Source organism: Chromobacterium sp. CCUG 76385 (assembly GCF_059916625.1).
Genome location: NZ_JAUCGU010000030.1, coordinates 12725 through 38198, shown reverse-complemented (window position 1 = coordinate 38198; position 25474 = coordinate 12725). Strand labels below are relative to the sequence as shown.

At 64.3% G+C, this 25474-nt stretch carries 21 protein-coding genes; 12 read left to right on the top strand and 9 right to left on the bottom strand.

The annotated features are described in order from the left end of the window. Nucleotides 1-64 precede the first annotated feature (64 nt). Both QUG01_RS16395 and QUG01_RS16390 read right to left on the bottom strand, forming a co-directional pair. Nucleotides 65-1480 carry a cryptochrome/photolyase family protein gene (locus QUG01_RS16395; RefSeq protein ID WP_500831035.1) on the bottom strand — a complete coding sequence of 472 codons (1416 nt, stop codon included), beginning with the start codon at nucleotides 1478-1480 and terminating at the stop codon, nucleotides 65-67. Continuing rightward, nucleotides 1477-2427: a LysR family transcriptional regulator gene (locus tag QUG01_RS16390; protein ID WP_500831034.1), complete on the bottom strand. Its 951-nt coding sequence runs from the start codon at nucleotides 2425-2427 to the stop codon at nucleotides 1477-1479. The genes QUG01_RS16395 and QUG01_RS16390 overlap by 4 nt, the downstream gene beginning before the upstream one ends. 180 nt (nucleotides 2428-2607) lie before the next feature. Here QUG01_RS16390 and QUG01_RS16385 point away from each other — a divergent pair, with 180 nt between their 5' ends. Then, complete coding sequence (locus QUG01_RS16385; RefSeq protein ID WP_500831033.1) at nucleotides 2608-3078, top strand: DMT family transporter; 471 nt, start codon at nucleotides 2608-2610, stop codon at nucleotides 3076-3078. A 2-nt stretch (nucleotides 3079-3080) separates the two neighbouring features. Next, entirely contained in the window at nucleotides 3081-3545 is a 465-nt protein-coding gene (locus QUG01_RS16380) for a DMT family transporter (RefSeq protein WP_500831032.1), read from the top strand. Between the two features lie 8 nt (nucleotides 3546-3553). Here QUG01_RS16380 and QUG01_RS16375 read toward each other — a convergent pair whose 3' ends face one another. The 3 genes from QUG01_RS16375 to hmpA are packed head-to-tail and all read right to left on the bottom strand — an operon-like array spanning nucleotide 3554 to nucleotide 5627. Beyond that, the gene (locus QUG01_RS16375; RefSeq protein ID WP_500831031.1) at nucleotides 3554-3895 is read right to left on the bottom strand and encodes a YnfA family protein; all 342 of its coding nucleotides are present in this window, start codon (nucleotides 3893-3895) and stop codon (nucleotides 3554-3556) included. Between the two features lie 24 nt (nucleotides 3896-3919). Beyond that, nucleotides 3920-4357 (bottom strand): Rrf2 family transcriptional regulator, encoded by a 438-nt coding sequence (locus QUG01_RS16370; RefSeq protein WP_500831030.1) that lies wholly within the window; start codon nucleotides 4355-4357, stop codon nucleotides 3920-3922. Between the two features lie 55 nt (nucleotides 4358-4412). Continuing rightward, nucleotides 4413-5627 (bottom strand): NO-inducible flavohemoprotein, encoded by a 1215-nt coding sequence (gene hmpA, locus QUG01_RS16365; RefSeq protein WP_500831029.1) that lies wholly within the window; start codon nucleotides 5625-5627, stop codon nucleotides 4413-4415. 415 nt (nucleotides 5628-6042) lie between these two features. On the opposite strand from hmpA, the gene QUG01_RS16360 reads away from it, so the two are divergent. The 3 genes from QUG01_RS16360 to QUG01_RS16350 all read left to right on the top strand — a co-directional run bounded on the left by QUG01_RS16360 (nucleotide 6043) and on the right by QUG01_RS16350 (nucleotide 9638). Further along, the gene (locus tag QUG01_RS16360; RefSeq protein ID WP_500831028.1) at nucleotides 6043-8667 is read left to right on the top strand and encodes a glycoside hydrolase family 15 protein; all 2625 of its coding nucleotides are present in this window, start codon (nucleotides 6043-6045) and stop codon (nucleotides 8665-8667) included. Next, nucleotides 8664-8993, top strand: a complete 330-nt coding sequence (locus QUG01_RS16355) for a hypothetical protein (protein ID WP_500831027.1) — start codon at nucleotides 8664-8666, stop codon at nucleotides 8991-8993. The genes QUG01_RS16360 and QUG01_RS16355 overlap by 4 nt, the downstream gene beginning before the upstream one ends. 114 nt (nucleotides 8994-9107) lie before the next feature. Then, complete coding sequence (locus tag QUG01_RS16350) at nucleotides 9108-9638, top strand: GNAT family N-acetyltransferase (RefSeq protein WP_500831026.1); 531 nt, start codon at nucleotides 9108-9110, stop codon at nucleotides 9636-9638. Between the two features lie 70 nt (nucleotides 9639-9708). Here QUG01_RS16350 and QUG01_RS16345 read toward each other — a convergent pair whose 3' ends face one another. Both QUG01_RS16345 and QUG01_RS16340 read right to left on the bottom strand, forming a co-directional pair. Continuing rightward, entirely contained in the window at nucleotides 9709-10029 is a 321-nt protein-coding gene (locus QUG01_RS16345) for a cupredoxin domain-containing protein (RefSeq protein ID WP_500831025.1), read from the bottom strand. Nucleotides 10030-10087: 58 nt separating this feature from the next. Further along, on the bottom strand, nucleotides 10088-11044 hold the full coding sequence (locus tag QUG01_RS16340) for a metallophosphoesterase family protein (protein ID WP_500831024.1): 957 nt from the start codon (nucleotides 11042-11044) through the stop codon (nucleotides 10088-10090). A 215-nt stretch (nucleotides 11045-11259) separates the two neighbouring features. Between QUG01_RS16340 and QUG01_RS16335 the strand changes: the two genes are divergently transcribed. From QUG01_RS16335 to QUG01_RS16310, 6 genes are all read left to right on the top strand, one after another. Beyond that, on the top strand, nucleotides 11260-11877 hold the full coding sequence (locus QUG01_RS16335; protein ID WP_500831023.1) for a TetR/AcrR family transcriptional regulator: 618 nt from the start codon (nucleotides 11260-11262) through the stop codon (nucleotides 11875-11877). Nucleotides 11878-11950: 73 nt separating this feature from the next. After that, nucleotides 11951-12691: an NADPH-dependent oxidoreductase gene (locus QUG01_RS16330; RefSeq protein ID WP_500831022.1), complete on the top strand. Its 741-nt coding sequence runs from the start codon at nucleotides 11951-11953 to the stop codon at nucleotides 12689-12691. Nucleotides 12692-12724: 33 nt separating this feature from the next. Beyond that, nucleotides 12725-13831 carry an alkene reductase gene (locus QUG01_RS16325; RefSeq protein WP_500831021.1) on the top strand — a complete coding sequence of 369 codons (1107 nt, stop codon included), beginning with the start codon at nucleotides 12725-12727 and terminating at the stop codon, nucleotides 13829-13831. 171 nt (nucleotides 13832-14002) lie between these two features. Further along, the gene (locus QUG01_RS16320; protein ID WP_500831020.1) at nucleotides 14003-16072 is read left to right on the top strand and encodes a prolyl oligopeptidase family serine peptidase; all 2070 of its coding nucleotides are present in this window, start codon (nucleotides 14003-14005) and stop codon (nucleotides 16070-16072) included. A 138-nt stretch (nucleotides 16073-16210) separates the two neighbouring features. Beyond that, nucleotides 16211-20782, top strand: a complete 4572-nt coding sequence (locus QUG01_RS16315) for a response regulator (RefSeq protein WP_500831019.1) — start codon at nucleotides 16211-16213, stop codon at nucleotides 20780-20782. After that, nucleotides 20779-21702: a diguanylate cyclase gene (locus QUG01_RS16310; protein ID WP_500831018.1), complete on the top strand. Its 924-nt coding sequence runs from the start codon at nucleotides 20779-20781 to the stop codon at nucleotides 21700-21702. The genes QUG01_RS16315 and QUG01_RS16310 overlap by 4 nt, the downstream gene beginning before the upstream one ends. Nucleotides 21703-21894: 192 nt before the next feature. On the opposite strand, the gene QUG01_RS16305 is transcribed toward QUG01_RS16310, so the two are convergent. Both QUG01_RS16305 and QUG01_RS16300 read right to left on the bottom strand, forming a co-directional pair. Beyond that, complete coding sequence (locus QUG01_RS16305; RefSeq protein ID WP_500831017.1) at nucleotides 21895-23046, bottom strand: PP2C family protein-serine/threonine phosphatase; 1152 nt, start codon at nucleotides 23044-23046, stop codon at nucleotides 21895-21897. Between the two features lie 370 nt (nucleotides 23047-23416). Then, nucleotides 23417-24505 (bottom strand): M35 family metalloendopeptidase, encoded by a 1089-nt coding sequence (locus tag QUG01_RS16300; RefSeq protein WP_500831016.1) that lies wholly within the window; start codon nucleotides 24503-24505, stop codon nucleotides 23417-23419. A 267-nt stretch (nucleotides 24506-24772) separates the two neighbouring features. Between QUG01_RS16300 and queC the strand changes: the two genes are divergently transcribed. Next, the gene (queC, locus tag QUG01_RS16295; RefSeq protein ID WP_500831015.1) at nucleotides 24773-25474 is read left to right on the top strand and encodes a 7-cyano-7-deazaguanine synthase QueC; all 702 of its coding nucleotides are present in this window, start codon (nucleotides 24773-24775) and stop codon (nucleotides 25472-25474) included.

The following is a 25474-nucleotide window of genomic DNA, read 5'->3' as shown; positions in this document are numbered from 1 at the left end:
CATGCGGCCCTCCTGCTGCGCGCGATTGTTGGTGTTCTTTCGTGTATTTCGTGGCGAATGCGGTTTACCGCTTGAACAAGGCCAGCGCCAGCTCACGCTGCACGGCGTGATCGACTATAGGATGCGGGTAATCGCGGCCCAGCCGCACGCCGGCATCCAGCAGCTGCTCCGGCTTGGCCAGCCACGGGGCATGGATCAGCTTGTCCGGCAGCCGCGCCAACTCCGGCACGTAGCGGCGGATGAAGCGGCCGTCGGCGTCGAACTTCTCGCTCTGGCTCACCGGGTTGAAAATCCGGAAATACGGCTGCGCGTCGCAACCGGTGCTGGCGGCCCACTGCCAGCCGCCGTTATTGGCCGCCAAATCGTAATCCAATAATTTCTCGGCGAAGTAGCGCTCGCCCCAGCGCCAGTCTATCAACAGGTCCTTGACCAGAAAGCTGGCCGCCACCATGCGCAGCCGGTTGTGCATATAGCCGCTGCGGTTCAATTGGCGCATCGCCGCGTCCACCAGCGGGTAGCCGGTGCGGCCCTCGCGCCAAGCATCGAACCATTGTTGATGATTCGGAAACGGCAGCGCGTCGTATTCCGGCTTGAAGGCGTGCTCGACCACATCCGGCCGGTGCCACAGCACTTGCTGGTAGAAGTCGCGCCAGATCAGTTCGTTCAGCCAGCTCATCGCCCCTTCCCCGCCGTCATGCCAGGCGAAGGCGGCCAGTTGGCGGATGGAAATGGTGCCGAAGCGCAGATGGACGCTGAGATAAGACACGCCCTTGATGCCGGGGAAGTCGCGGGCGGTCTTGTAATACGCGATGCGGCGGGCGAAATCGGCAAACAGCGCCTCCGCGCCTTCCGCGCCCGCCTTCACCGGCAAGGAGGAGAGATCGCTGGGCTGGAATCCCAAACTCTCCAGGCTAGGCATCGCCTCCGGCTGGCGCGGCATCAGCGCATCGAGATAAGGCCGCACCGGGTAGGCCTGCAGATGGAAAGGCGTCAGCGCTTTCAGCCAGGCGTTCTTGTACGGCGTGAAAACGCCGAACGGTTTGCCGGCGCCGGTCAGCACTTCGTCGGTTTCAAAGATCACCTGATCCTTGCTGTGATGGAAGACTATGCCCTGCTCCGCCAGCCGCTTTTCCACCTCGGCGTCGCGCGCGCGGGCGGCCGGCTCGTAATCGCGGTTGCAGAACACCGCGTCGGCGCCCAGCTCCGCCGCCAGTTTGGGAATATCATCCTGCGGCACGCCGTGGCGCACCAGCAGGTCGCCGCCCAAGGCATTCAGCTCCGCCTTCAGCGCCGCCACGCTCTGCCAGATGAAATCGACGCGGCGGTCATCGCGCGGCAGCGCGTCCAGAATGGAGCGGTCGAACACGAAGACCGGCAACACTGCCTGGCTGTGTTTCAGCGCGTGGTAGAAGGCGGCATGGTCGTCCAGCCGCAAATCGCGGCGCAGCCACAGCAGCGCCGTGCGATAGCGTTTGCTCATGATGGTTTCCCTGTTTGCGGTGACAGCACAGATGGGGGCAGTCCTTCGTCCCACAATGGCGCGTCCCCGCCCAGCCGCTCATCGAGGAAATCGATGAAAGCGCGCGCCTTGGCCGGCAAGCGGCGGCGTTCCGGAAATACTGCATGGATGGCGTGCAGCGGCAAGGGGTAGTCGGTCAAGACCGGCAACAGCCTGCCGGCCGCCAGATCGGGGCCGACAATGAAGGTGGGCATTTCGCAAATGCCCAGCCCCGCCAACAGCGCGTCGCGCCGCGCCTCGCTGTTGTTCACCTGATAGTTGCCGCCCGGCTGCAGCCGGATCTCGCCCTCAGGCCCTTGAAAGGTCCAATAAGCGCCGCCGCGGTAGTAGGAATAAGAGAGGCAGTTATGCCGGGCCAGATCGACCGGGTGGCTGGGCACGCCATATTCGGCCAGATAGGCCGGCGACGCGCACATCACTACCCGGCACGGCGCGATGCGCCGCGCCACCATGCTGTTGCCCGGCAGATTGCCGATGCGCACCGCCAGGTCATAGCCGCCTTCCACCAGGTCCACCATGCGATCGTCCATCGCCATGTCCAGTTGGATGTCCGGATAGCGGCGCAGAAACGCCGGCACCAATGGCGACAAGTGCAGTCGGCCAAAAGCCATCGGCACGCTGATGCGCAGCAATCCCTGCGGCGCGCCCTGCAAGCCGGCCGCCACCTCCTCCGCCTCGCGCGCCAAGGCCAGCGCGCCGCGCGCCCGGTCGTAATAGCGCTCGCCGGCTTCGGTCAGGCTCAGGCTGCGCGTCGTGCGCTGCAATAGCCGCACGTTCAGCGCGGCCTCCAACTGCTGCACCCGCTTGCTGACGGCGGATTTGGTCAAACCCAGTTTGGCCGCGGCGGCGGAAAAGCTGCCCGCCTCCACCACGGCGACGAAGATGGGGATCGCAGCGAAATGTTCCATTGCTATTGTCCACTTATTCTCTACGATAAGTTTCCACAAAGCCGGATTATCAGTCAATAAAACACAATATACCATTCCGGCACGCGTCAACGACCTGCCGCCCATCCAGCACGAATGCCTCACTCCCCCAACGTCGCTGCGCTCGTCGTCCGCCCCCTATCTAGACACAAGGATCGCATCATGTCCCCACACCACGCCGCGGCCCCGCTGCTCAAGGATTACGGGCTTAGCCTGCTGGCGCTGCTCGCCGGAGCCTTGCTGGCGCTGATGATTCACTGCAACAGCCAGCTTTCCAGCTTCAGCAACCCTTTGTCCGCATCCTGGCAGGCCCACGGCATAGGCATGCTGACCGCCCTGCTGCTCTGGATGGCCAATCGACGCGCGTCTCCGGGCTCCACATCCCCGCCGCGTTGGGCTTACCTGGGCGGCATGCCCGGCGCGCTGGTGGTGGCGTTGGCGGCGATCACCGTCAACAGCCCGCTGGCGATGTCCGGCACGCTGGCGCTAGGCATGGCCGGGCAGCTGTTGTTCGGCCTGCTGTCCGATCACTTTGGCGGGTTCGGCATGCCGCGGCGGCGACTCTCCCTCAACGATGTTTTGGCATTGCTGCTGGCGCTGTCCGGCTGCGCCATTCTGATTTTTGGAGCCTGATCATGCTGTATTTCATGACCCTCGCCCTGATTAACGGGCTGTGCATAGGCGGCAGCCGCGCCATCAACGGCAAGCTGGCCCAGCACCATGGCGCCTTGGCTGCCTCGTTCTGGAATCATCTGGGCGGCTTTGTGTTTCTGAGCCTGTTATTAGGCTGTGGCGCGGCGGCGCTTCATCTGCCGCAGCACGCCCCATGGACAGCCTGGTGCGGCGGCGTCATCGGCGCCGGGTTTGTCGCGCTGAACAGCTTCGTTTTGCCGCGGCTGGGCGCCCTGAAAACGGCCTTGCTCGTCATTGCCGGCCAGATGCTGACCGGCGTGCTGTTTGACCGCCTGGCGGGACAGAGCCGTCAATCCGCCCTAGTCCAGCTGGCCGGGATCGCCCTGATCACCGTGAGTCTATACGTGTCGAAGCGCGGCCAGGCCAAGCCGGCGGCAGCGGCCCCTGCGCTGCGCACCACGCGCTGACCGGCCGCTCAGCCGCGCGGCGCGAACATGATCACCGCCATCCCGGCCAGCGCCAACGCGCAACCCAGCGCGTCCCAGCGGTCCGGCCGGATGCCGTCAACCAGCCATAACCAGCCCAGGGCCACCGTCACATAGACGCCGCCATAAGCGGCGTAGACCCGCCCGGCGGCGGCCGGATGCAGGGTCAGCAGCCAGGCGAACAAGGCCAAGGCTCCGGCGGCGGGCAGCAACAGCCACCACGGCTTGCCTTCGCGCAACACCAGCCACGGCAGATAGCAGCCGACGATCTCCATCAGCGCGGTCAAGACAAAAAGGCCTGCCACGCGGGGCAGGCCGGCTAGCCATTCCATGTTTACTCCTTGAGTCTACGCTTATCAGGCCACGCCGCGATGCAAACGGATGATGGCCTCGCCGGTGGGGCTGGCGACGATGTCGCGCAGCGTGTAGCCGTCCAGCGTCAGGAAAAACGCCGCCAGCGCCTCGTCCAGCGCGCCCTTGAGCAGACAGCCCTGGCGCAGCGCGCAGGGCGGCTCGGCGCAATCTATCAGTTGCGGCGTGCCCTCCAGCGCGCGCACCACTTCGCCCAGCCGGAAATGCTCCGGCGGCCGCGCCAGCGCCAGCCCGCCGCCCTTGCCGCGGCTGGTGGCCAGCCAACCCTGCTGCGCCATGAAATGCACCACTTTCACCAGATGGTTGCGCGATACATCGAACCGTTCGGCGATTTCCGGGATGGTGGCCAGCTGGCCGGATTCCAGCCTGGTCAGATACATCAGCACGCGCAGGCCAAGGTCGGTAAAACGGGTCAGTTGCATGGCGAAGATCGGGTAAGGTGGACCGGCGGCAGCATACCGCGTCTGGCCCTAGGCCTCAATCGCCGCCGGGATGGGAGCCGAACACTTCGTAATGGATGCGCTCCGCCGGCACGCCCAGCCGGCGCAGGCTGGCGCGCTGGGCGCGCATGAAGCCCAGAGGGCCGCACAGGTAGTAGTCCGCGTCCGGCAGCAGGACCAGGTCTTTCACTTCATCCAGATTCAGCCGGCCCGCCGCGTGGTAATCGATGCCCAGCGCATCCTGGGCGCGCGGCGCTTCGTAGCGGAAATGGATCTGCAGCTGCGGATGTCGCTCCGCCAGCTGTCGCACCTGCAAGCCCATCGCATGCGCGCCGCCGTGCCGCGCCGCGTGCAGGAAGCGCACCTCGCGCTGGCCGCGCTTGAGCAGCTGGCCCAGCATGGCCTGCATCGGCGTCTGGCCCACGCCGGCGCTGATCAGCACCACCGGACCATTCCTGTCCTCATGCAGGAAGAAATCGCCCTGCGGCGCGCTCAGCTCCAGCACGTCGCCCTCCTGAATCTCGCGATGCAGCAGGCTGGACAGGCGTCCGGCCGGCTTGCCCTCCGCCGCGTCCTCGCGCTTGACCGAAATCCGCAGGTACTCGCCGTTCGGCGCGTCGGACAGGCTGTACTGGCGCGGCTGATTCAGCCCCCACTCGGCGACGAAGCGCTTCACCGATACATACTGGCCCGGCTTGAACGGCGGCAATGCGCCGCCATCGCACGGCGCCAGATAGAACGACGCGATCTCCTCGCTTTCCTCCACCTTGTGCGCCACGCGGAACGGCCGCCAGCCGCTCCAACCACCGGCCGCGTTGGCGGACTCGCCATACATGCCGTTCTCGATGCCGATCAGCGTATCCGCCAACTGGCCATAGGCCTCGGCCCAGGCCTGGATCAGATCGTCGCCGGCCGCCTCGCCCAGCACTTCGCGGATGGAGGCCAGCAGATGCTTGCCGACGATGGGATAGTGCTCGGCGCGGATGCCCAGGCTGACATGCTTGTGCGCCACGCGGGTCAGCACCGGCAGCAGCGGCGACGGGTCTTCGATATGCTGGGCATAGGCCAGCACGGCGCCGGCCAGCGCCTGCTGTTGTTGCCCGGAATGCTGATGGCCCTGATTGAACAGGTTCTTCAGCTCCGGGTTGTGCTCGAACATGCGGCGATAGAAATGGCTGGTCAGCGTCACGCCGTGTTGCTGCAGAACCGGGACGGTGGATTTGACCAGGGATAGCGTTTGCTCGCTCAGCATGGACCACTCCTTAAGATGTATTAAAAATACATTTTTACCATTCAAAAAACAGCCCGTCATAACGAGAGTTTATAAGATGTAAAAATAATACATCTTATAAACCACATTGTCAGAAAATTACGCAATCCGCGGCAGCGCTGTTGTCTTTCTGCACCAGTGATGCCAACCGTTCTTTAGATCAGTTAGGCCGCCTTCTTTCCTATTCATGCGTGATTTTTGGGCGATTTTACTGCATGAGTGGCCATTGCCGGCCATCACCGCCTCAACATCCGCCGGCACAATCAAACAAGCGTTTGCACTAGAGCAAATCCCTTTCACTTTGTTTTGCTATAGTCCGTAACAAAATTACATCGGCATTCGGTAAGACTTTTATCCGTAGGTCAACCTGCCGTACTACAAAGTGGAGACAACAACCATGCGTAAACCGTCCCTGATGCGCCCCGCCTTGCTGGGCGTCCTGATCGCCAGCCTGTTCAGTCCGTTTGCCCATGCCGGAGAGGCCTTCGGCGCCCCCGGCGACACCCCGGCGCGCGGCCCTGCGGCCAAATCCTTCCTCGGCACCGCCGTCGGCAGCCCCTCCAAGGTTTATTTCACCGGCTACCGCGGCATCGTGTCCGAGGTGTACTACCCGGTGCTGGACACCCCGGAATCGGTGGATCTGCAATTTTTGGTGGGCGACGCAGGCAAGACCTTCGTCGACGAGGAGAAGCGCCAGGCCTACTCGGCCAGCCAGAGCGACACGCGCACCATGAGCTGGATCGCCAGCACCGGCAACGCCGGCCACAACTGGCAGATCAGCAAGCGCATCTTCGCCGATCCCAACCATGACACGCTGATCCAGCGCGTCACCTTCACCGCGCTGAACGGCCATACCATCGGCGACTTCAACCTCTACGTGCTGTTCAAGCCCTATCTGGACAACGCCGGCAGCGGCAACACCGCCCAGACCGTGGCCGCCGCCGGCGGCTACGCCCTGGCCGCCAGCCACAACAGCCGCGCCTCCGCGCTGCTGGCCAGCCAGCCATGGAAAACGGTCAACGGCCAGCCCATGCTTTCCAACGGCTTCGTCGGCCAGAGCGACGGCTGGACAGATTTGATAGGCAGCGGCGACAACAAGATGGACTGGACCTTCAGCTCCGCCAGCAACGGCAACGTGGCCCAGACCGGCTGGCTGGACCTGGGCGACCCGAACGCCACCAGCGTGTCCTTCGACGTGGCGTTGGGCTTCGGCAAGAGCCAGGTCGATGCGATCAATAGCGCCGCCGCCTCGCTGGGTTCGGACCTCACCGCCGCCCAGCAGCAATACGACAATGCCTGGCACGCCTACGCCGCCGGCCTGTCCACCCAGGGCGGCCTGGCCGACGACCGCTACTACCTGTCGGCGATGACGTTGAAAACCATGCAGGACAAGAGCAACGGCGCCATGATCGCCGGCATCGGCACGCCATGGGGCGAAACGCAGGGCGACGCCAACCAGGGCGGCTACCACCTGGTGTGGCCGCGCGATCTGTTCAAGTTCGCCAACGCGCTGACCACCGCCGGCGACACCGCCACCGCCACCACCGTGGTCAATTACCTGTTCAATACCCTGCAGCAGACCAGCAACTGCGGCACGGCCGAATACAACGCCGCCGGCTGCGCGGCCGGCTACAGCCGCATCGGCCGCTTCCCGCAAAACGCCTGGGTCAGCGGCTGGCCGTACTGGCAAGGCACGCAAATGGACGAGCAGGCCATGCCCATCCTGCTGGCCTGGCGGCTGGGGCCGTCGGTCTCCAGCCCGCTGTGGCCCAAGATCAAGCTGACGGCCGACTACATCGTCTCCACCGGCCCGTGGAGCTATCAGGAACGCTGGGAAGAAAATTCGGGCTATTCGCCATCCACCATCGCCGCCGAGATCGCCGGCCTGGTGGCCGCCGCCGACATCGCCCGCAACAACGGCGACGACGCCAGCGCCGGCCGCTACCTGTCGGCCGCAGACTACTGGCAGCAGAACATCGCCGCCTGGACCTATACCAGCAGCGGCGGCTTCGGCAACGGCAGCTATTATGTCCGCATCAATCCGGCCAGCCGCGCCGGCGCGGGCACAGACCGCGCCAGCTTCGCCCCATCCGCCGGACCGGACACCCCGCAGACACTGACCATCAAGAACGGCGGCGGCAGCCACGACGCCCGCCGCGTGGTGGACGGCGGCTTCCTGGAGCTGGTGCGCATGGGCGTCAAGCGCGCCAACGACCCCACCATACTCAATACCATCAATGTGTTCGACAGCGTGCTGGGCCAATCGCTATCCCTGCCCGGCGCGCCTACTCTCCCGTACAACGCCTGGTTCCGCTACAACTTCGACGGCTACGGCGAACACAACGACGGCAGCGACTTCAACGGCAGCGGCGCCGGCCGCCTGTGGCCCATCTTCACCGCCGAGCGCGGCATGTACGAGATCGCCCGCCAGGGCAGCGCCGCGGCCGGCCAGCCCTATTTCGCCACCTTGAAGCTGCTGGCCACGCCGGAAGGCATGCTGCCTGAGCAAGTGTGGTCCAACAACGCCACGCTGCCGGACGGCTGGACGGTAAGCACGCCGGCCGGCTATCAGCCCGGAACGCCCACCAAGTCCATGGCGCCGCTGAACTGGGCGATGGGCGAATACATCAGCCTGCTGGCCTCGATCCACGCCGGCAAGGTGGTCGACATCCCGCAAGTGGTATGCGCCCGCTACAACAACTGCCGCGCCGCGCCCAATGCCGGCGAGGTGCCGGTCAGCATCAACGTGACCGCCAGCACGCAGTGGGGGCAGCAGGTCTACGTCACCGGCAACGCTCGCGCCCTGGGCAACTGGAACCCCGATCTGGGCCTTCCGGTGGATGCGGCCAATTACCCGGTATGGCAAAACGGCGTCAACCTGCCGGCCGGCCAGCAGATCGCCTACAAGTACTACCGCAAGAACGCCGATGGCAGCGTCACATGGGAAAATCTGTCCGGCAACCGCAGCCTGCAAACGCCGGCCAGCGGCAGCCTGACCCTGAACGACCAGGTGAGCTGGTGATTCCGCGCCGCGCCAGGCCTGCCGTCCTGCTATTGATCGCGGCGGCGGCCGGCGGCGCGGCCTGGTGGCTGTGGCCGGCGGAGGCGCCTGCGCCTGCTCCGGCTGTAGCCAGACCCACGGCCGCCCTGCCCGCCCAGCCCATCGTCCATTTGCCGACGCCTGTCACGCCATGGAAGCCGCCCAGCCGGCCCGCCCTGCCGCCGGTGAAGAAAGGCGGCAACAGCTGGCGGCCGGAAGCGGCGCCGGTGGTGAACAAGGTGGAAACCCAGCGCGGCGCGCCGGACATCCCGGACGCGCAGCCGCTGGCCAGACCGCCCGATCCCTGAGCCGCCCGCGGCTCCCCTCGGCCCAGGCCCGGCTCAAGCGGGCCTTTTTCTTGCTTGCACCGCCTGGACTCATATCCAAGATCCATCGCCGGACCAGAGTTAAGGAGAATCAAGATGGCGCAAAGGGAAATCTTCGCAATGGACGCCGAGCAGGCCGAAGCCTGGCTGCCCGAGTTGGCCGAACTGCTGCACGCCTGCGTGCATGACGGCGCCAGCATTCATTTCGTGCTGCCGTTTTCCCTGGAACAAGCTGCCGCGTTCTGGCGCGACAAAACCTTGCCCGGCGTTGCCGGCGGCGGGCGATTGTTGCTGGCGGCGCTGCTGGATGGCGAACTGGCCGGCAGCGTGCAGCTGGACTGCGACACGCCGCCCAACCAGCCTCATCGCGCCGAGGTGTGCAAGCTTTTGGTGCATCCGCGCCACCGCCGCCAGGGCATCGCCCGCGCGCTGATGCTTGAACTGGAACGACACGCGCAAGCGCGTGGCCGCAGCCTGCTGACGCTGGACACCGCCAGCGGCGACAAGGCCGAGCCGCTGTACCGCTCGCTCGGCTATCAAGTCGCCGGCATGATCCCAGGCTTCGCGCTCGATGGCCGCGGCGAAAAGCTGAATGCCACCACGATCCTGTACAAGACGCTGAGCTGAATTTCGCCCGCGCATGAAAAAGCGGCCTCTCATCCGGAAGCCGCCTCTCAGGTCATAAAAAATGAAGCGTTTAGGGCTTGCGCACGTGCACCACGCCAGTCATATACGGGTGCACGGCGCAGAAATAGGCGTAGTCGCCCTCCTTGTCGAAGACATGCTCGTAGCGGTCATCGGTGTCCAGCGCCTTGGAGACAAAAGACTTGTCGCGGCCGGACACCGTATGCGGGATTTCGTCATGATTGATCCACGCCACCTTCGAGCCAGGCGCCACCGTGATTTCCTTAGGCGTGAAGGCGAACTTGCTGATATCCACCACCTGCGGTCCTTTGTCGGCCCAGGCTGCTGCGGCCAGGCAGACGCTCAATAGCCCGCCCATTTTCCAAACATTCATGCCATCTCCCCATCCGGCAGAAATCGGCCGCTGGCGGTAAAAGAATCTGAACAGGGGCTCAATGATCGAGCGGCGTATCCACCAAGGCCAGCAGGCTGCTGCCGGGCATCACCGTGATCTGCCGCGTCCCCAGCAGCTTGCCCAGCTCTCCGGCCGGCACCTTGACCGGCGCCGGCTCGCCGAATCCGGCTTGTCCCGGCGTCGGCAACGGATAGGCCAGCGAGCGGGCGGTATGGAAAGCGACATGGCCCTCCACCTTCTGCATCACTTGATGAATATGCCCGTTGAGAACGGTTACCGAACCGAACGGCCGCAGCAGGGCCAGCACTTGATCGGCATCGGCCGTGCCCCAGCCCCACTGTTCATATATGGTCCACAAGGGGATGTGTGCCAGCACGACTATCGGCGTGGAGCGCGATACGCCGGCCAGATCCTGCTTCAGCCAGGCCAGTTGCTCATCGCCCAGCGCCGCCAGCCGGCTGGTGGAGAAATTCAGCACATTGTTCAGCGCGACGAAATGAACGCCGCCCTGGTCAAAGCTATACCGGGCCTTGCCCTTGCCGTCGTGATCGAAAAACTTCAGATAGCCGGACACCCCATCGTCCAGCGCATCGTGCTCGCCGGGGATGGTGTGCACGCGGTCGACACGGATGTCCTTGAACATCTGTCGGCCCAAGTCGAACTCTTCCGGCTTCGACAAATGGCTGACGTCGCCGGTATGCACCACAAAGGCCGGCGGCTGACTTAAGGCATTGATATCGGCGATGGCTCGACGCAGGCTGCCCGGCACGTCTGGATTGGCCTCGCGATGGAAGCCCAGATGCGTGTCGCTGATCTGGACGAAGCTGAAACCGTTCCCGCCGCTCCCGGCAACCCCGGCGGCCTGCGCTTTTGGCACGCCTCCCACCAGCGTCCACACCAGCGCCGCGCCAGACCAGGCCGCCAGACAAGCCAGCGTTTCACGACGGCCGGCATCCGGCGTCTCGTCTTCAGCAACCGATTTGTGTTCTGACATCGCCAGCTCCTATCACCGTCAACTCATGGGGACGCCATTCTCTTGCAACAGGAAGGCGCTGAGCTGGTTGTAGGAGGATGCCATGGCAAGGTCAAGCTTGCCGCGCGCCATGGCCTTGGCCTGGAGTGTCTGCACAGATGTGAAAACGCAACAAAACCATCGCACTCGACATCGTGCGCTTGAAACTAGACGACTGGTCTAGTAGTATCCAGCTCATGTCACGAGCCAACCACACCGCAGACACACGCGAGCACCTGCTTGCCACTGGAGAAGCCATCATCCAGGGCAAGGGTTTCGCCGCCGTCGGACTGGCGGAAATCCTGTCCTGCGCCGGCGTGCCCAAGGGTTCGTTCTACCATTACTTTCCGTCCAAGGAAGGCTATGGCGTGGAGATGCTGCGCCGCTACTTTCTGAACTACGACGAAAAGCTGGTTCTGTTGCTGCGGCCTGAGGCCGGCCATGCCCGCGACTGCCTGCTGACGTATTTTCAGGGCTGGGTAGAACACCACCCATGCAGCGAGCACAACCACACCTGTCTGGCGGTAAAGCTGGCGGCGGAAGTGTCGGACCTGTCCGAACCGATGCGGGAGATGTTGGCCGAAGGCATGGGCAGGGTGATCCACCGCCTGGCCGACGCCATTCGCCGCGGCCAACAGGAAGGCAGCTTGTGCACGTATCTGGAGCCGGATGAGCTGGCGGCCAGCCTGTACAGCCTGTGGGTGGGCAGCGCCCTGCTGTACAAGGTGCTGCGCTCGCAGCAACCGATGCTCAACGCCTACAAGTTGACCGAAACCATGCTGGTGCAGCCCGATAGCGCCAGTTGCAAGCGATAGCGAACCCCGCCTCGATTGGCGGGTTTTCTTGAAACAAATACTAGACGACTGGTCTACTCAAATGGAGCCCATCATGAACGAAACCCTGCAACTGATGCATGAACACCGCAGCGTGCGCAGCTATCAGGACAAGGCGGTCGCGCCGGAAATGCTGGATGCGATTCTGGACGCGGCCTGGAAAGGCCCGACTTCGATCAACGGCCAACAGGTCTCGCTGGTGGTGGTGCAGGATGCGGCGCGCCGCAAGCGCATTGCCGAAATCGCCGGCGGCCAGCCTTGGATCGCCCAGGCGCCGGTCTTCATCGCCGTGGTGATGGACTTCCACAAGACCCGGGTCGGCGTCGAAATGGCTGGCGAACAGCAGGTGATTCACCACAGCGTAGAAGCCTTCGCCGTCGGCGGCGTGGATGCCGGCATCGCCTTGGGCAATATGATGACCGCCGCGCACGCCGCCGGCCTGGGCGTGGTGCCGATCGGCGGCATCCGCCGCGACCCGCAGGCCATGATCGAACTGCTGGAGCTGCCGGAGCTGACCTTCCCGCTGGCCGGACTGGTGATCGGCCACATCCAGCATGACAGCCAACAAAAGCCGCGCCTGCCGCGCCCGAGCTTCGTGCACCGCGAACGCTACCAGCCCGGCGAGCTGGCCAATCACATCGCCGCCTACGACGAAACGCTGCGCCGCCACTGGCAGGAGATAGGCCGCGCCGATGGCGAACCGTGGTCAAACAGCATCGCGCGTTTTTACCGCCAAGTTTACTATCCGCAGGTTGCGCCGGTTGCGCGCGCCCAGGGATTTGGATTCGATCAGTAAGCCCAACGCAATAGACTTCAAAAGGAAGAAAACATGCACGCCGACAAACTGTTCACCCCGCTGACCATGGGCGCCGTTACCCTGGCCAACCGCGTGGCGATGGCCCCGCTGACCCGCCTGCGCAATATCGAACCGGGCGATGTGCCCGGCCCGCTGGCCAAGGAATACTACCGCCAGCGCGCCAGCGCCGGCCTGATCGTGGCCGAAGGCACCCATATTTCCCCCACCGCCAAGGGTTACGCCGGCGCGCCGGGCATCTACAGCGAAGAACAAGTGCGCGCCTGGAGCGAAGTCACCGCTGCCGTGCATCAAGCCGGCGGCAAGATCGCGCTGCAACTGTGGCACACCGGACGCATCTCGCACCGCTCGCTGCAGCCGGGCGGCGACGCGCCGGTCGGTCCGTCCGCCATCCAGGCCGACAGCCGCACCAATATCCGCGCCGCCGACGGCAGCCTGGTGCGCGAGCAGTGCGATACCCCGCGCGCGCTGGAAACCGAGGAAATCGCCGATATCCTGGAAGACTACCGCCGCGCCACGGATAACGCGCGCCGCGCCGGTTTCGACCTGGTGGAAATCCACGGCGCCCACGGCTACCTGCTGGACCAGTTCCTGTCGCCGGCCGCCAACGTCCGCACCGACCAGTACGGCGGCAGCGTGGAAAACCGCGCGCGCTTCCTGCTGGAAGCGGTGGACGCGGTAGTGGCCGAGTGGGACGCCGGCCATGTCGGCATCCGCATCTCGCCGCTGGGCATTTTCAACGGCGTCTCCAATACCGACCAGCTGGAAATGGCGCTGTATCTGGCCGAACAGCTGGCCAAGCGCAAGCTGGCCTTCCTGCACATCTCCGAACCGGACTGGGCCGGCGGCCCCAAGCTGGACGACACATTCCGCGCCGAGTTGCGCAAGCGCTACCCCGGCGTGATCATCGGTGCCGGCGGCTACACCGCGGAGAAAGCGGAAACCCTGATCAAGCAAGGCTATATCGACGCCGCCGCGTTTGGCCGCAGCTATATTTCCAACCCGGATCTGGTGGAGCGGCTGAAACAAAACGCCCCGCTGAATCCGCCGCAAGCGGAAACCTTCTACGGCGGCGACGCGCACGGCTACACCGACTACCCGACGCTGCAACAGCAGGCGTAACGCCCGCTTCCGCCCGGCCCCTCAGGCCGGGCTTTTTTACGCCCCGAGCGGATGACAACTGGTTTTGAAACGCGCTACAGTCTGGGATCGCCGCGACGCCGCCGCGGCGGCACAATGACAGGCGCCCTGCACGCCGATGCGCGGCAAGGGCGCCGCACTCAGGAGAACATCATGAAGACCAGATTGCTCGCGTCCGCCGCCCTGATCCTGGCCGCGCAGAGCCACGCCGCAGCCGACCCATACCTGTGGCTGGAAAACATACAAGGCAAACAGGCCATGCAATGGGTGCGCCAGCAAAACGCGCTGACCAACAAACAAACGGAAAGCTGGAACAGCTTTCCTGGACTGAAAAAAGACATCCTGGCCATTCTGGACTCCAGCGCCCGCATCCCCGGCATCGAGAAAATCGGCGACCGCTACTACAACTTCTGGCGCGACGGCCAGCATCCGCGCGGCATCTGGCGCAGCACCACGCTGGAGGAATACCGCAAGGCCGATCCGGCCTGGGACACGGTGCTGGACCTGGATCAGCTGGCCAAGAATGAGAAGGAAAACTGGGTGTGGCAAGGCGCGGACTGCGTCAAGCCGCAACAAGACCGCTGCCTGATCCGCCTGAGCCGCGGCGGCGGCGACGCCGCCGTGGTGCGCGAATTCGACCTGCCGGGCAAACGCTTCGTCGCGGATGGCTTCGTCGTGCCGGAAGCCAAGAGCGAGGTCAACTGGAAAGACCGCGACGCGCTGTACGTCGCCACCGATTTCGGCAAGGGCACGCTGACCGCCTCCGGCTACCCGCGCATCGTCAAGCAATGGCAGCGCGGCCAGCGCCTGGAGCAAGCCGCCACGCTGTTCGAAGGCAAGGCCAGCGACATCTCGGTCAGCGCCAACCGCGTCAACAGCGCGGGCTACCAGTACCATCTGATCAGCCAGGGCACCAGCTTCTTCAGCAACGACCTTTACCTGCAGCGCGACGGCAAGTGGCAGAAACTGGACAAGCCCGGCCACGTCGAAGCCAGCTTCCACGGCCCATGGCTGTTGTTGAAACCGCGCCAGAGCTGGAGCATCGGCGGACATGATTGGCAAGCCGGCAGCCTGCTGGCCATCAAGCTGGACGATTACCTGCAGGGCAAGCGCGACTTCAGCCCCTTGTTCCAACCCAGCGCCTCCACCTCGCTGGCTGAAAGCACCGACACCCGCAACGCCGTCATCCTGACCGTGCTCGACGACGTCAAGAGCCGGCTGGTGGAGTGGCAAGTCGTGGACGGCAAGTGGCAATCGCGCGCGGTAGCCGCGCCAGGCTACGGCAATATAGAAGTCAGCGCGATCGACAGCGACAGCTCGGACGACTACTTCTTCACCTTCACCGACTTCCTGACCCCCACCTCGCTGTCGCTGGCCCATGCCGGCAGCGACGCGCGCGAGCCGCTGAAGCAACAGCCGGCCTTCTTCGACGCCAGCCCCTACCGCATCCAGCAGTTCTTCGCCCGCTCGAACGACGGCACCCAGGTGCCCTACTTCGTGGTGGCGCGCAAAGACTTGAAGCTGGACGGCCAGAACCCGACCCTGCTATACGGCTACGGCGGCTTTGAAGTCTCGATGACGCCGTACTACAGCGGCACCATGGGCAAGGCCTGGCTGGAGCGCGGCGGCGTCTATGTGCTGGGCAATATCCGCGGCGGCGGCGAATACGGCCCGGCCTGGCACGAGGCGGCGTTGAAGCACAAGCGCCAGAAGGCCTATGACGACTTTTCGTCCATCGCCAAGGATCTGGCGCGGCGCGGCATCGCCGACGCGCGCCACCTGGGCATCAAGGGCGGCAGCAATGGCGGCCTGCTGATGGGCGTGATGCTGACCAAGTATCCGCAGCTGTTCCATGCCGTCGTTTGCCAGGTGCCGCTGCTGGACATGCGGCGCTTCAACAAGCTGTTGGCCGGCGCCAGCTGGATGGACGAATACGGCAATCCGGACAAGCCGGAAGACTGGGCGTATATCAAACGCTACTCGCCATACCAGAACCTCCGCTCCGGCGCCGCTTATCCGGCTACGCTGTTCGTCACCTCCACCCTGGATGATCGCGTCCATCCGGGCCACGCTCGCAAGATGTACGCGGCGATGAAACAGCTAGGCGCCAACGTCCATTATTACGAACGAACCGAAGGCGGCCACGGCTCCGCCGCCAACCACGAGGAAGAGGCCGGCATCGCCGCCATGGAATACGCCTTCCTGTGGCAGCAGCTGCGCTGACCGCGCGCGGCCCCGCGCAAGCGGGGCCGTTATTCCAATGCATCGCATCCCTGCGCCTCCGCGATGCGATTTGAATGAGGCGACCGCTTTTCTATACTGGACGAGGGCTGTCCTTGACCCCATCCCGGGAGTTGAACCTTGTCCATCCTTCCCCGCGCCGCGCGATTGCGGCTTGAATGGTCGCTCGTCGCGTGTTTCCTATTGATCACGCTGATCGTTACCGCCGTCGTGGTCTGGCAAACCGGGCAACATCAACGCCAGCAGCTGCTGGCCGTTTATCAGACCCGGCTGGGTTACGTCTCGCAAACCCGCAACGCCATCCTGCGCAGGCAATTTGACCAACTGGATCGCGATGTGCGTTTTCTCAGCGCCACGCCGCCCATCGGCGGCATCATCCGCGCCAAGGCCGACAACGGCATCGACAAACAGGAAAAATCCACGCTGCTGGATTGGAACAAGCGCCTGACCTCCCTGTTCAGCGCCTTCCTGGCGGCCAATCCGGAATTGACCTCAGTGCGGCTGATCGGAGCGGCCGATGGCGGGCGGGAACTGCTGCGCGTGGAGCGCGGAACGCGCGGCGACATAGTCGTCGTTGCGGAAGGAAAGCTGGCCCGACGCGGCGATCGCAATTACGTAAGTGAGGCGCTGCGCCTGCCGCCGGGACAAGTCTATTTTTCCGATCTGTCGATGGGCTCGCGCCCGCGGGAAGCGCATGGCGCGCCGCCGGTGCCGACCCTGCATGTATCGATGCCGGTCCGCGATGACCGCGGCTCGGTATTTGGCGTGGTGGTCATTAATTTCAACGCCGGCGAACTGCTGGCCTCGTTAAAACGCAACATCCCGACGGAAATCCAGATTTACCTGACCGATCAGAACGGCAGCTATCTGCAGCAACCGGACCCGACCCGCGCTTTCGGTGCCGCCCCCGGGCACCTCAAGCGCTGGCAGGATGATTTCCGGCCGACATCGCAAGACATGGGGCAACCGGCTACCTTGCGCACCTTCGACTCGCCGTACGGCATCGCCTACGCGCATGCGATCCACGTTCCGTTCACGCCCAGAGCGCCTGAACACTATTGCCAGCTGATCGCCGTGCTGCCGGACGAGCAAGTGGCCAAACTGGTCGCCAACACCCAGGCCGCCGTGCTGACCAATGCGCTGAGCGTATTCCTGCTGCTGGGCCTCGCCTGCCTGCTGTATTTCCGTACCTACCGCCAGGCTGCCATACGCCAGGCCGAACTGGCCGCGATCATGGAAAGCTCGCAGGACGCCATCATCGGCTGCACCGCCCAGGGACGCATCGTCAGCTGGAACGCCGGCGCGGAACGCCTGTTCGCTTGTCCGTCCGAACAGGCGATAGGCCAAACGCTGGACAGCATCATTCCGCAACCCGAAGGCGCTCCCGCCTCTCCCGAGCGGCTGCTGCAGGCCCGCGAAAATGGCGCGCCAAGCAACCTGCGCTGCGGCCTGCGGCTGCCGGATGCCCGCTGGCTGGACGTGGACATCACCATTTCGCCGATTCGCCATGGCCGCGGCCGCCCCAGCGGCGTGGCGCTGACCATACGCGACATCAGCGAACAGCAAGCCGCCGAAAAATACATCCGTGAATTGAATGCCTCGCTGGAGCAGCAGATCGAGCAGCGCACCCGGCAGCTGCGCGCCTATTCCGCCATGCAAAACGCCATCCTGGCCCACTCCGGCTACGCCATCATCGCCACCGACGGCAACGGCCTGATCACGCTGTTCAATCCGGCGGCGGAACGGATGCTCGGTTATTCGGCGCCCGACATGATAGGCCAACGCTCTTTGGCCGACTTCCATTGCCGGGACGAATTGGCCGAACGCTCGATCCAGCTATCGCACGAACTGGGCGAAACCGTAGGCGCGGACTTCGAGGCCATCGTCGCGCCGGTGTGGCGGCAAGAAACCGACGAAAGGCAATGGACCTATGTGCGCGCCGACGGCAGCCGCTTTCCGGTACAGCTGACGGTCTCCCGGCTGGAAAATGAGAGCGGCGACGCCGCCGGCTATCTGGTCATCGCCTCCGACATCACGCAGCGCCTGCAGGACCAGCGCAGCCTGGAGTCCGCCCGCGACCAGCTGATCAAGGCGGCGGAGGTGGCGGAGCTGGGCATCTGGAGCTGGCGCATCGCCAGCGACACGCTGGAGTGGAACGATAGGATGTTCGACATCTACGATATACCGCGCTCGTTCCGCGACTTCGGACTGTACTACAACCATTGGCGGGGGCGGGTCCACCCGGACGATGTCGCGGATGCCGAACTGCAGCTGCAGCAGTCCCAGGAAACCGGCGCGGCCTTCAACCAGACCTTCCGCATCGTGCGCCAGGACGGAGACATCCGTTACGTGCAGGCGGCGGCGGTCGTCGAATGCGGCCCGGATGGCAAACCCAGCCTGATGCTGGGGATCAATCGCGACATCACCCCGCAGCGCGAGCAGGAAAACTGGCTGCGCGAAGCTAAAACCGCGGCGGACAGCGCCAGCCGGGCCAAGTCTGACTTCCTGGCCAATATGAGCCATGAGATCCGGACGCCGATGAACGCCGTGCTGGGCATGTTGCAACTGTTGCAGCACACCAGCCTGGACGACCAGCAAGCGGACTATGCCGACAAGGCCGCCGCCGCCGCGCGCACCCTGCTCGCCCTGCTCAACGACATTCTGGACTTCTCCCGCGTGGAAGCCGGCAAGCTCACGCTGGACCCGCATCCGCTCAGCCTGGACAAGCTGCTGCGCGACATCGGCGTCATCCTGTCCGCCAATGTCGGCGCCAAAGACGTGGAAGTGGTATTCGACATCGCCCCCGAGCTGCCCGACACCATCATCGCCGACTCGTTGCGCCTGCAGCAGATTCTGATCAATCTGGCCGGCAACGCGATCAAGTTCACCGAGCGCGGCGAAGTGGCGCTGTCGGCCCAGTTGGTGGAACGGGATGCGGACCGGCTGCGCATCGCCTTCGCCGTGCGCGATACCGGCATCGGCATCACGGCGGAACAATGCCAGCGCATCTTCGAAGGCTTCTCCCAGGCTGAATCGTCCACGGCGCGCCGCTATGGCGGCTCCGGACTCGGCCTCGCCATCAGCCAGCGCCTGGTCGGGCTGATGGGCGGCCAGCTGCGGGTCGATAGCGAACCGGGCCAGGGCAGCACCTTCAGCTTTGAAATCGAATGCGAAGCGGCGCCTGCCGCGGACATGCCCGTCTCCACAGGGGTCGTGCCGCTGCAAAACCTGCACTGTCTGGTCATTGAAGACAATGACAGCGCCCGCCAGACGCAAAGCGCCATCCTGCGCTCCTTTGGCTGGAGGGTCGATGCCGCCGCCAGCGGCGAAGAGGCGCTGGCCATGCTTTCAGCACAGCCTGAAGGGCTGGATTACGACGTGGTGCTGGTGGACTGGCGCATGCCCGGCATCGATGGCTGGGAAACCTGCGAGCGCCTGCGACGCCTTCCGCCGCAGGGCCAGCCGCCGGTGATCATGATGGTCACCGCCTACGGACGCGAGCTGTTCGAACAGCGCCGCAAGCAAAGCCCCGGCGTCATCGATCACTTCCTGATCAAGCCGGTGACGGCATCCATGCTGTTCGACGCCGTCGCCGACGCACGCGCCGGACGAGGACTGCGCCAGGCCCTTCCCCCGCTGCCCGCCGGCCAAGCGCCGCGGCTGGCCGGCCTCAAGCTGCTGCTGGTGGAAGACAACGCCACCAACCAGCAGGTGGCGCGTGAACTGCTGAGCCAGGAAGGCGCCACGGTGGATGTGGCGGACTGCGGACAGGCGGCGCTGGCCGCCATGGCGTCATCGGCTCATTACGACCTGGTGCTGATGGACATCCAGATGCCGGACATGGATGGCTATGAGGCAACCCGCCGCTTGCGCGCCCAGTTCCCCGCTACCACCCTGCCCATCATCGCGATGACCGCCAACGTGATGCCTGCCGACCGCGAACAGGCGCTGGCCAGCGGCATGAACGACCATGTCGGCAAGCCCTTCGACTTGGATCAGCTGGTGGCGGCGATACTCCGCCACACTGCGCGTCCGCCCCAAGCCAAGATGGAGCCCCTCGCCCAGGCGGAACCGGCCCGCGCAGAACCGACAGCCGACAGCGGCCTGATCAACAGTCGCGCCGCCATCCTCCGTTTCGGCAGCAATGTCGAAATCTACCGCCGCACCCTGCTGAGCTTCTGCGAAGAACTAATCGGGTTGATGGCCAGCCTGCAAGGCCAGATCCAGCAAACCCTGCGCGAGCCGGCGATCCAAACCCTGCATACGCTGAAAGGGCTGGCCGCCACTGTCGGCGCCGACCCACTGGCCGCCCTCGCCGCCGACAAGGAGGCCTGGCTGCGCGATCCGGCGCGCGCCTGGCCAACGGACTTCTCCGCGCTGCGGCAAGCGGCGGAAGAGGCGGCCGCGGGGGCACAACGCCTGGCCCAGCAGCTAGTCGCGCCCCCCGCCGCCCAGCACCCCGCAGCTGGCGATGTCGCCGACATCTGGCAGGAGCTGGCCGATTTGCGGCGGCTGCTAAACACATCCAATCTAGAGGCCGTTCAGCGCTTTGAGCAGCTGGAACAGCAATATCGCGTGGCCATGCCGCAGGAACTGGAACAACTCGGCGACGCCATCATGCAGCTGGACTTCGCCGCCGCCACGCGCCTATGCGACGACCTGCTCAGACAACAAAAGGTGGATCAGCCATGAACGATGCGCCCTTCCATGCCAGCGGCCGGCGCGGCAGGATACTGGTCGTAGACGATCAGCCGACCAACATCTTGGCGGCGCATCAAATCCTGCAGCCGGAGCACGATGTTTTCATGGCCACCACCGGCGAACAAGCCATCGATTTTTGCCAGTCGACGCCGCCTGACTTGCTGCTGCTGGATGTGGAAATGCCCGGCATGAACGGCATGCAGATCTGCCAGCAGCTGAAGCAAGATCCAGCCACTTGCGACATCCCCGTCATTTTCGTAACCGCCCACCACGGGCAGGAGCAGGAAATCGCCTGCTGGGAGGCCGGCGCCGTGGACTTCGTCACCAAGCCGGTGACGCCGGTCACCTTGCGCAAGCGGGTCAATGCCCATTTGACGCTGAAATTCCAGGCCGACCAACTACGCGCGCTGGCCTTCAGCGACGGCCTGACCGGCCTCGCCAACCGGCGCCGCTTTGACGAGCGGCTGGAGCAGGCCTGGCGCCATGGTCTGCGCCATAATCATCCGCTCTCGCTGATCATGGCCGACATCGATCACTTCAAGAAATACAATGATCGCTACGGCCACAGCGCCGGCGACGAATGCCTGCGCCGGGTGGCGCAGACGCTGCGCGAGCAACTGAACCGCTCTTATGATCTGGCCGCCCGCTTCGGCGGCGAGGAGTTCGCTTGTCTGCTGCCGGAAACCACGCTGGCCGGCGCCACCACGCTGGCCGCGAAAATGGAGGCAGCCATCCGCGAGCTGCGGATCGAACATGCCGATTCGGACGTGGCGCCCTGGGTCACGCTCAGCCTGGGGGTCGCCTGCCTGCAGCCGGTTGTCGACTGCCGCAGCCAGCGCTTGATCGAACAGGCTGACGGCCAGCTCTATCTGGCCAAGGGCAGGGGGCGCGGGCGCGTCTGCGCCATCTAGGGGCTGTTGACGTTTGGAGAGCGGTCGCGCCGGGATACGTTTTGCGCCGAATCGAGGCGTTTCGCGCGCCGCATTTCATTCTCTGCCAGCGCGGAACAACGAAGAGTCGGCGCGAAAGGCGCCCGGCCCTGCGGGTTTGGCGAAGCTCAAACGCGATCCACTCACCAAACGTCAACAGCCCCTAAGATCGGCCTAACTGGCCGGATGGCGGATGACCAGCAGGGAAATATCGTCGCAGGCCACGCCGCCCAGCATATGGGCCTTGGCCGACGACAGCACTGATTCGCCTATCGCTTGCGGCCAGCCCTGGCGCACCGCCGCCTCGACCCCGGACAGGCCGAACATCGCGCCGGCGCCGTCCTTGGCCTCGGTGATGCCGTCCGAGCTGACCACCAGCACCTGCGACGGACGCCACTCCAGCGTCTGCATCGAGTCGTCAAAGTCTTCGGCCGCCAGCACGCCCAGCGCCGGGTGGCTGGACTTGCAGCGCGCCGTCACCTCACCCTGCTCGTCGAACAACAGCACGCAAGGCACGCCGCCATTCCATATCCGCAGCGTGCCGCCGCCGGGTTCGATGGCGATCAGCGCCGCCGCCACGAAACGGCCGCCCGGCAGCAAGCGGTGCAGTTTCTGATTGACCCCGCGGACGATGTCAGCCATGTCGCAGCCGGCCTCGGTCATCTCATGAAAACAGTCGATTGCCGGCAGCGCGCTGATGGCGGCAGTCAAACCGTGTCCGGTGCAATCGGCCAGCATGATGTGCTCGCCGCCGGCCGGCGTAGGACAAATGATGATCAAATCGCCGTTGAAGCCGGCGGCCGGGCTGAGGTATTGCCAGATATGGCTGGGTGTGGACGTGCGCAGGCTGATCAGCCGCTCGATCAGCTCCAGCGCCAGTTGCTGCTCGAACTCGTTTTCGCGGTAATACTTTTCCAGCCGCACCGCATCCTGGTTGATCTGGTTCTGCATCTCGGCAATGCGCAGAAAGACATGGATCTTGGCGGATAGCAGATCGAAACTGACCGGTTTGGCCAAGTAGTCGTCGCCGCCGGCCTTCAAGCCCTGCACCACGCTCTCCAGCTCATTCAGGCTGGTCAGGAAAATGATGGGCACCCAGTGCTCGCCGAACATCCGGCGCAGCTCCGTGGTTGCCTGCAAGCCATCCATCTCCGGCATGATGACATCCATCAGGATCAGGTCCGGCAGCTGATTCTGACAAAACGCCACCGCTTCCAGGCCGTTCTTGGCCGAAACGCAGCGATAGCCAAGCTCCATGATGAACTGCTCGATGAAATAGCGATTGGTCGCGCTATCCTCTACCAACAAGATTGTCGTCGACGACATCCCATCCTCGCCTGATGCAGCTGCTGCCAGTCACAAACCGAATCCATCCCGGCCCCGTCGTCATGCTGCGCCGCTGACAAATCCCCTGCTACTGCATAAGCCCTGGACCATCCGCACCAGGGCATTCCGCGCTCCGCGCTTGTATTAACAAGGCCAAGAACCGACCGCCGCACCGCCATGCGCTCAATCAGCCCACTCCCATAATAAGACTACTGCCGACAACACTCCAAGTTGCAATGCAATATCGCGCGCGGGCAGCACATATCCAAGAAAAATCCCCGCAGACGCGGGGATCAAAAGTTATCGCGCTTTCCGTTTTTGACATGGCGAGTCGACGCGATTGGGCCAGACGGGAAACCGCGCGTGCCGCTCACGGCTGGAATGGCGTGTTTTCAGCAAAATATTCATGGTTGTCGGCATTGTTCAGCGCCTGAGCCGGGCTGCTCCTGGCCAAATCCTGAGCGCCGCTCTGGCCATAGACATTGTCCCGCGTCCCGGCCACCACGGTGAAATGCGACAACTCATGCACCAGCGTGCCGCCTTTGGAATCGGTGCCCTTGGTCGGCGCTTTCCAGAATGCCCCGCACAGGTAGATAGTGTACGGCTGCGACGGATAGACGTAGGCAAAGGTGTCGCTGTTGGTGCAGCTGCAATCCAGCTTGATCGGTTTGGTGTCCAGCGCGTCCTTGATCTTCACATAGTGGGACTTGGCCGTGTTCCAGTTGGCCTGGCTGTACTTGCCAAACCAGGTGACATAGCGCGGCGACGCCGATTGCGCCCCGCTCAGATACGCCGCGGTCTCATCCGCCATCGCCCCGGCGGCCACTACGCCATCCTTGGATTGCGACTGCTGGCTGACCGAGCAATTGCCGGCGTAACTGATGCCGCTGACCGCGCTGCGGCTCTGGATCTGCCAGGTCTGCTTCGCCGCGCGCGAGCGCAGCAGCAAGGGGCTGATCTTGCCTGCGCTGACGGCGCCGACCGCATTGGACACGATGGCTTCGTCCTGCTGCGGCGCGGCCTGCTTGGCGCTGATGCCGGCAGGCAGGCCGCGGTTCAGCACCCGCTTGCCGCTGCTTTCGAAGCGAACGCTCAACTGGCCGCCCTTGGACAGATCGTAATAATCAGACACCCGCACCTTGGCGCTCAGCGTCGCGCCGGGCGCCAGCGTCACCGTATCGCGCAGCGACGGCACCGCCCGCTTGTACTGCGGCCCAAGGTACTCCGCCGGCTTGCCGTCGACGCTGACCGCCAGGAAACGCTCCTGCACTTCCTTGCCCGGCAGGTACCAGCGGTAGAGATGCAAGGGCTGCTTGCCGGTATTGCGATAGTTGACGGTCACATCGACATCCTGCTCGGCGCTGACGCTTGGCTGGCCGAGGCTGACTTGCAGATCCGCGGCAAAGGCCGATGAAGCAAACAGCAAAGCCGCGGCAACGATGGGTAATCTCTTGTCCATTTTATTGTTCCCTTTAGAGGATTCTTTCATCACGGAAAGTTATATAAAACGCATTTGTCATGCGAAAATCATTAATTACATGAACCAGCCATGACGACAATCAATAAAATTACCGATGTTGCAAAATGCACACATCATATCCATGGCTGCACCCGCCTCAGCGCCAACATCGCCGGTCTATAGTGCGGTAAGATCACAGGTTGACTGCGCCGGGTGAGACCGATCCCGGCGCGCGGCCACAACCCTCGACTGTTTTTCGACGGAATCATGAATCAAGCATCTGAAAAAGCCCTGGTCGTCCTGTCCGGCGGCCAAGACTCCACCACCTGTCTGTACTGGGCGCTGCGCCGTTTTGGCGCAGGCAATGTGGAAGCCGTCACCTTCGACTACGGCCAGCGCCACCGCGTGGAGCTGGATTGCGCCCGCAAAATCGCCCAGCTGGCCGGCGTGCGCCAGACCGTGCTGCCCATCGACACCTTCGCCGCCATAGGCGGCAACGCGCTGACCGACGACGCCATCGCCCCGGAAGCAGGCATGCGCGACGACGACGCCCTGCCCAACACCTTCGTGCCCGGCCGCAATCTGATCTTCCTGACCTTCGCCGCCGCCTTCGCTTACACCCGCGGCGCGCGCCATCTGGTGACCGGCGTGGCCCAGACCGACTACTCCGGCTATCCGGACTGCCGCGAAAACACGCTGAAGGCGCTGGAGCTGGCGCTGCGCCTGGGCATGGATAGCCGGGTGGAGCTGCATACGCCGTTGATGTATCTGTCCAAGGCCGAAACTGTGACGCTGGCGCAACAGGTCGGGGCGATGGAAGCGCTGGCCTGGAGCCACACCTGCTACAACGGCGAGGTGCCGCCCTGCGGCCATTGCGCATCGTGCGAGCTGCGCGCCAAAGGCTTCGCCGAAGCCGGCGTGGCCGATCCCTTGGTGGAACGCTGCCAGGCCGAAGCGGAAGGGCACTGA

What these genes read in the sequence shown, in the direction of transcription:
- QUG01_RS16395 (WP_500831035.1), bottom strand. Translation starts at nt 1,480, where the DNA reads ATGAGCAAACGCTATCGCACGGCGCTGCTGTGGCTGCGCCGCGATTTG.
- QUG01_RS16390 (WP_500831034.1), bottom strand. Translation starts at nt 2,427, where the DNA reads ATGGAACATTTCGCTGCGATCCCCATCTTCGTCGCCGTGGTGGAGGCG.
- QUG01_RS16385 (WP_500831033.1), top strand. Translation starts at nt 2,608, where the DNA reads ATGTCCCCACACCACGCCGCGGCCCCGCTGCTCAAGGATTACGGGCTT.
- QUG01_RS16380 (WP_500831032.1), top strand. Translation starts at nt 3,081, where the DNA reads ATGCTGTATTTCATGACCCTCGCCCTGATTAACGGGCTGTGCATAGGC.
- QUG01_RS16375 (WP_500831031.1), bottom strand. Translation starts at nt 3,895, where the DNA reads ATGGAATGGCTAGCCGGCCTGCCCCGCGTGGCAGGCCTTTTTGTCTTG.
- QUG01_RS16370 (WP_500831030.1), bottom strand. Translation starts at nt 4,357, where the DNA reads ATGCAACTGACCCGTTTTACCGACCTTGGCCTGCGCGTGCTGATGTAT.
- hmpA (WP_500831029.1), bottom strand. Translation starts at nt 5,627, where the DNA reads ATGCTGAGCGAGCAAACGCTATCCCTGGTCAAATCCACCGTCCCGGTT.
- QUG01_RS16360 (WP_500831028.1), top strand. Translation starts at nt 6,043, where the DNA reads ATGCGTAAACCGTCCCTGATGCGCCCCGCCTTGCTGGGCGTCCTGATC.
- QUG01_RS16350 (WP_500831026.1), top strand. Translation starts at nt 9,108, where the DNA reads ATGGCGCAAAGGGAAATCTTCGCAATGGACGCCGAGCAGGCCGAAGCC.
- QUG01_RS16345 (WP_500831025.1), bottom strand. Translation starts at nt 10,029, where the DNA reads ATGAATGTTTGGAAAATGGGCGGGCTATTGAGCGTCTGCCTGGCCGCA.
- QUG01_RS16340 (WP_500831024.1), bottom strand. Translation starts at nt 11,044, where the DNA reads ATGTCAGAACACAAATCGGTTGCTGAAGACGAGACGCCGGATGCCGGC.
- QUG01_RS16335 (WP_500831023.1), top strand. Translation starts at nt 11,260, where the DNA reads ATGTCACGAGCCAACCACACCGCAGACACACGCGAGCACCTGCTTGCC.
- QUG01_RS16330 (WP_500831022.1), top strand. Translation starts at nt 11,951, where the DNA reads ATGAACGAAACCCTGCAACTGATGCATGAACACCGCAGCGTGCGCAGC.
- QUG01_RS16325 (WP_500831021.1), top strand. Translation starts at nt 12,725, where the DNA reads ATGCACGCCGACAAACTGTTCACCCCGCTGACCATGGGCGCCGTTACC.
- QUG01_RS16320 (WP_500831020.1), top strand. Translation starts at nt 14,003, where the DNA reads ATGAAGACCAGATTGCTCGCGTCCGCCGCCCTGATCCTGGCCGCGCAG.
- QUG01_RS16310 (WP_500831018.1), top strand. Translation starts at nt 20,779, where the DNA reads ATGAACGATGCGCCCTTCCATGCCAGCGGCCGGCGCGGCAGGATACTG.
- QUG01_RS16305 (WP_500831017.1), bottom strand. Translation starts at nt 23,046, where the DNA reads ATGTCGTCGACGACAATCTTGTTGGTAGAGGATAGCGCGACCAATCGC.
- QUG01_RS16300 (WP_500831016.1), bottom strand. Translation starts at nt 24,505, where the DNA reads ATGGACAAGAGATTACCCATCGTTGCCGCGGCTTTGCTGTTTGCTTCA.
- queC (WP_500831015.1), top strand. Translation starts at nt 24,773, where the DNA reads ATGAATCAAGCATCTGAAAAAGCCCTGGTCGTCCTGTCCGGCGGCCAA.